This window comes from Peptostreptococcus sp., from assembly GCF_977045075.1.
This window is the reverse complement of the sequence record NZ_CDRRTB010000104.1, coordinates 1-4,865: the sequence shown is the minus strand read 5'-3', so window position 1 is coordinate 4,865 and position 4,865 is coordinate 1. Positions and strand designations below refer to the sequence as shown.

Below are 4,865 nucleotides of genomic sequence, written 5' to 3'. Positions count from 1 at the left end.
TAGAATTGATCACATGCATTACAGATGTTAGTAGCCACTACGAATGGTTGGTTGATGGAACTGACCAGTATTTGGTTGCATGTCCAGACGTAAAGTATGAGATGATTCACAAGGGTATAGACCCAGATAAGATAGTCGTATATGGTATTCCAGTAGGAGAAAAGTTTAAAAATAGAAGGGCAAGTAAGAAGACAGGTCGCTTGATCAGTGATAATATAATTGGTATGCCTAGTCTTAAGGCCAAGAAGGAAATCCTAATAATGGGTGGTGGCCTAGGTATCCTACCTAAGAGCCCAGCCTTCTATGAGGAATTGAATTCAGCACCGGGACTTCATACTACTATAGTGGCTGGTAACAACAAGGAAATTTACAGGGACCTTCATGGAAGGTATGAGAATATTACAGTTTTAGGCTTTACTGACCAGGTAGACAAGCTAATGGAAAGAGCTGACTGTATAGTGACTAAGCCAGGTGGGATAACTGTATTTGAAGCCTTATATTCAAACACACCTATAGTTTCATTTGCCCCAACCCTACCTAATGAGCAGAGGAATGTAGAGTTTATAGAGGATAATAATTTCGGTATTCTCTTGACTCAGAATCCAGATGCAAGTGTTAAGACTATTGTAGACCTGGTAAATGATGACAAGGCTCTAGAGTCTATACGTTCAAGTATGGCTGCCTTTGTTTCCAAGTTAAATACAGGTTACTTCAAGGATTATGCCTATGCGAGCAAGCACAATTACAGCCTAGGCATGTATCATGATTCAAGAAAGATATACAGCTATTAAGTGGGAGTGTAAGAATCCTACTTGTAGGCTAATTATAGTGGATACTTAATCGCAAATTGTAATTAATGTTTAATATAAATATAGTATTAAGAGTTGCCTTTGCGGGCAACTTTTAGTCTATTAAGGAGATGGAATAAATGTATTTTTTATATTTGATTTTGCTAGTAGCCTTGGTATTTGTAGTTCATTCTATCCTACCTACCTACTACAATAAGATTTTTAATAAGGATATTGTTAGGACTACAGGACAGGCCAATAAGATAATGTTGACCTTTGATGATGGACCTGATGATAGGTATATACACGAACTCTTGGAGGTCTTGGACCAAAACCAGGTCAAGGCTAGCTTTTTTATGGTGGCAGAAAATGCCCAGAAAAATAAGATGGTTGTAGAAAAGATACTAGGAGCTGGTCACAGGGTAGGTCTACATTCTTGGCAGCATAAAAATGCCATGCTTTATTCATACCCATATACAAAAAAGGATTTTGAAAATAGCTATAGGATAATGAAGGACCTAGGCCTAGACCAAATGCTATACAGGCCACCATGGGGACATACAAATATTTTTTCTAACCATTTTGTGAAAAAATATGGTATGAAGATGATATACTGGGATGTAATGGCAGAGGATTGGGAAGCTCAGGCAAGCCCAGAATCTATTAGGAAGAAATTGTTGGATAGGACAGGTCCGACCAGTATAATATGCCTGCATGATGCAGGTGAAAATTCTGGTGGGGCAGTAGGTGCACCAAAAAATACAATAGAGGCTTTAAGGCTAGCTATACCAGAATTAAAGGCCAAGGGTTATGAATTTATCCTACCCTAGGTCATAGGTTTTAGGAGGTAAAATGGAGGGTTTAAAGAATAAAAAAAGCCAGTTTATAGGTATAACTATAATGGTTGTATTGATGGTATTTACCGTATCTCAGGTTTTGAAGGGAGAGTCTATTGACTCTATAGTGACTGCCCTTAGGTCGGTAAAGCCAATATATATTTTAACAGGTATAGGTATGATGCTACTATATGCATCCTTGGAGGGTGTAAATATATGGTTGATTATAAGAGGACTTAAGTACAGGACCTCAATACTCAAGTGCATAGGTTATGGATTTGTGGGTTTTTATTTTAGTTCAATTACGCCATCTGCTTCAGGTGGTCAGCCAGCCCAGGTATACTATATGAAAAAGGATGGCATCAGTGTTACAGCCTCTTCATTGAGCCTAATGCTAATCCTATTTGCCCACCAACTGGTAGTTGTGATATATGCCCTTATAGGACTACTTACAAATACAAATATTGGTGGTTCACAGCTGGCAAACACCATACTTTTGGCCTTTGGTTTTATCACAAATGCCATTCTTTTAATAGGAATTATATTGCTGGTATACTGGCCTAAGCTGGTATTTAAAATATTAAATTTCTTTGGTCTACTACTACACAGGAGTAGGATTATAAAGAATAAGGAAAAGATTGAAAAGAAGATTTCAAGCTCTGTTGAAGAGTACGAGCGTGGAGCCATATATATGAGGAATAATCCAATATTACTGCTGAAGGTAACGGTCTTAACTCTAGTCCAGATAAGCCTCTTGTATGCAGTACCCTATGTAGTCTATAGGGGCTTTGGCCTAAGTGGCTATACTATTATGGACCTAATCCTAATGCAGGCCATACTTAATATAGCTGTGTCATCCCTACCGCTACCAGGTGGAGTAGGGGCAAGTGAGTCTCTATTCCTTAGTATGTTTATGGTTTTCTACGGAAAAAAGCTTCTTGTACCTGGAATGTTATTGACCAGGATATCAAACTTCTATTCAGTTTTGGTAATTAGTGGTATAATATCATTAATAATGTACCTATGGCCTAGCAAAAAGGAGGTCAGAGAGGGCATTTAAATCTTACTGAAAAGAAGGCAATTTATGGATATAAACAACTCTATACAACAAAAACAAACACAAAGTTTAAATATTTCTAACCATATAGTTCAGTTTTTGAATATACTCAATATGGGCAGGTATGAGTTGGAGGAAGCCATAGTAGCTGAAGCTGAGTCAAACCCTTTATTGGAGGTAGATATAAAGGATGATGGAATCAACTGGGAGGAATATTTTAAAAAAGAAAAATTCAACTATGATTTTGATAAAAATGAATCAGTGTATGCAGATAACTCTGACTATGACTTTGAAAATATGACTAGTGGTGAAGACAGTCTTTATGATGAACTGCATGGTCAGGTCAAGATAATGAATTTAGATGATAGGAAGAAGAAGGTTTGTGACTACTTGGTAGATAGCCTGGACGAAGATGGATACCTGAGGGAAAGTGAAGACCTCATAGCTGATAAGCTGGGTGTGGACCTTGACCTGGTTGAAGAATGCATAGGTCTAGTTCAAGGTCTGGAACCTGCAGGCATATGTGCTAGGAACCTACAGGAGTGCATTATTCTCCAGCTACATAGCGAGGGTATATACGATGATGTTCTAGAAGATATTATAAAGAATAATATCAACCTTGTAGCCAATTCTAATATCAAGCAACTAGCATCTAAATATAAGAAAAAGCAGGAAGAAATCCGAGACTACCTCGAATTAATCAGGAGTTTAGACCCTAGACCTGCTGAAAAATACTTTAAGAATGCCATTGTATATGCCTATCCTGACCTCGTTCTTGAAGAGGACGAAGAGGGTAACTTGGTGGTTAGACCCTATAATGAAAAGAGGCTAAGGTTAAACATTAGCAACTACTATAGGGACCTCTATATCACTACTGATGATCCAAGTGTCAAGGCCTATATAAGGGAAAAGCTATCTTCTGCAAGGAGGATTATGAATGATGTTGAGGACAGGAAGACCACTCTTATATCAATAGCTGAGGCCATCGTTGGTATCCAATTCAACTACTTTAAGTTTGAGGGCCAGCTTGAGCCTATGACCCTGCAGAGGATTGCCGATACTGTAGGATGTCATATCTCTACGGTTAGCAGGGGTATAAATGATAAGTATATACTTACAAACAAGGGACTATATGAAATTAGGAGCTTTTTCTCAGGTAGCCTAGAGACTGAAGGGGGAAGCATGATTTCTATATCCGTAGTAAAGGATAAGTTAAAAGATATAATAGAACATGAAAACAAGAAGAAACCACTTAGCGATAAGAAGTTAGAGGATATGCTAAGGGCAGAAGGTTTTGAAATAGCGAGAAGAACCGTAGCAAAATACAGGGAAGAAATGGGTTACTTAAGTTCCTCAAAGCGAAAAGAAATCTAGAAGGATTGAGGACCATTTTGGTATTTAATGTATCAAGATGGTTTTTATTATACTTTACTTTTGTTCTCGAATTAATTTATTTCCTAAGATGGGGCAAGAAAGACAAAATTTATTGTATAATAGGTTTAAATGAGGAAGAGTCTACTATTTTTTAGAAAGACTGTTTAATAGATAAGGAGTAGCGATGGAAAAAAAATACCTACATATCCTGTCCTTTGATGGCCTATCAAGGGTGGATATAGACAAGATGAAAAAATTACCAGCCTTTGGAGAATTTTTCAAGGAAGCATCTGGTTGTATAAATGTAAAAACAGTATACCCAAGTCTTACCTACTGTGCCCATACTACAATATCTACAGGCACATATCCAGCTAGGCATGGGGTAATTAATAATACAAGGGTCCAGCCCTCAAGGTTGAGTCCAGATTGGTACTGGTATGATAGGGATATAAAGGTTCCTACCTTCCAATCCTACGCAAAAAAGGCAGGTTATGATATCCTATCAATATTTTGGCCAGTGACGGCTGGATCAAGGGACATAAAATACAATATGCCTGAAATCTTTGCCAACAGGAAGTGGCAGAGTCAGATATGGGTTTCTTTGGTAAACGGTAGCCCATATTTCCAGTATGACCTCAATTCTAAGTTTGGCAAGCTAAGAAATGGACATAAGGAGCCTGAGCTGGACAACTTCTCTCATGCATCCTTTATGTATGCACTTGATAGGTATCCAGCCCACATAAATATGGTCCACTATATAGACCTAGACTCACAAAGACATGAATATGGATTTAATTCTAGGGAGGCCCA

At 37.9% G+C, this 4,865-nt stretch carries 5 protein-coding genes; all 5 read left to right on the top strand.

Annotated elements, in window-relative coordinates:
- The coding region (locus ACW6OJ_RS07415) for an MGDG synthase family glycosyltransferase (RefSeq protein WP_456096188.1) at positions 1-791 on the top strand (791 nt) is incomplete at its 5' end.
- Positions 792-928: 137 nt separating this feature from the next.
- The gene (locus tag ACW6OJ_RS07410) at positions 929-1,618 is read left to right on the top strand and encodes a polysaccharide deacetylase family protein (RefSeq protein WP_293436403.1); all 690 of its coding nucleotides are present in this window, start codon (positions 929-931) and stop codon (positions 1,616-1,618) included.
- A gap of 22 nt (positions 1,619-1,640) precedes the next feature.
- Positions 1,641-2,684, top strand: a complete 1,044-nt coding sequence (locus tag ACW6OJ_RS07405) for a lysylphosphatidylglycerol synthase transmembrane domain-containing protein (protein WP_304084355.1) — start codon at positions 1,641-1,643, stop codon at positions 2,682-2,684.
- A gap of 24 nt (positions 2,685-2,708) precedes the next feature.
- A complete protein-coding gene (gene rpoN, locus ACW6OJ_RS07400) occupies positions 2,709-4,055 on the top strand; it encodes an RNA polymerase factor sigma-54 (protein ID WP_455105070.1) in 1,347 nt (448 codons plus the stop codon).
- A 184-nt stretch (positions 4,056-4,239) separates the two neighbouring features.
- A partial coding sequence (locus tag ACW6OJ_RS07395) for an alkaline phosphatase family protein (RefSeq protein ID WP_456096187.1) occupies positions 4,240-4,865 on the top strand: 626 nt, incomplete at its 3' end.

Bases quoted from the DNA above. Each gene is read 5' to 3' on its own strand.
- ACW6OJ_RS07405 (WP_304084355.1), top strand. From the start codon at position 1,641: ATGGAGGGTTTAAAGAATAAAAAAAGCCAGTTTATAGGTATAACTATA.
- rpoN (WP_455105070.1), top strand. From the start codon at position 2,709: ATGGATATAAACAACTCTATACAACAAAAACAAACACAAAGTTTAAAT.
- ACW6OJ_RS07410 (WP_293436403.1), top strand. From the start codon at position 929: ATGTATTTTTTATATTTGATTTTGCTAGTAGCCTTGGTATTTGTAGTT.